Source organism: Ralstonia sp. VS2407, from assembly GCF_052950655.1.
Genome location: NZ_JBRFVG010000236.1, coordinates 1 through 473 on the forward strand (window position 1 = coordinate 1; position 473 = coordinate 473).

At 68.9% G+C, this 473-nt stretch carries 1 protein-coding gene; it reads left to right on the top strand.

All coding sequences use genetic code 11. The features are described from left to right. Window positions 1-157: 157 nt before the first annotated feature. Window positions 158-473 (top strand): hypothetical protein (locus tag ACU8YE_RS24810; RefSeq protein ID WP_446930188.1); only part of this gene is annotated, 316 nt, incomplete at its 3' end.

Sequence of the window (473 nt, forward strand, 5' to 3'; positions counted from 1 at the left end):
GTGTTTCTCGATGCGGTGCTGAGCGCCAGTGCCGCCGCGCAGTTCCGCTCCGCCGGGTCGGCCTGCCGGGTCGTCTATCTCAAGGACGCCTGAAGTCCGGCTCCTGGGTTCCGGTTCCGTCAGCCCCCCGTCATTCCCCCCTGTTATGAGGTACTCCATGCGTAAACCTGCTTTCCTGATTCTCGCTGTTGCGCTCTCCGCTCCCGCCCTCGCCTGGGTGCCCAAGCTGGAGGAGACGACTGCCAGGAACGTCATCGACGGCGCGTATGGCCGCCGTGTCGATCGGCGCGAGGCGCGCGTCGACGCGAAGACGGGACGCGCGTCGCATGAACGGCATGGCCGCCGCGCCGGGGGATGGCTGAGGGCCCGGGGAAGAGCGCGGCGTTTGGCCGGACGTCCGGATGGAAACGCCCGCGGGGTTCGCGGCGACAGATGTGCCGACCACGCCGACCACACCAAGAACGCCAGACGCG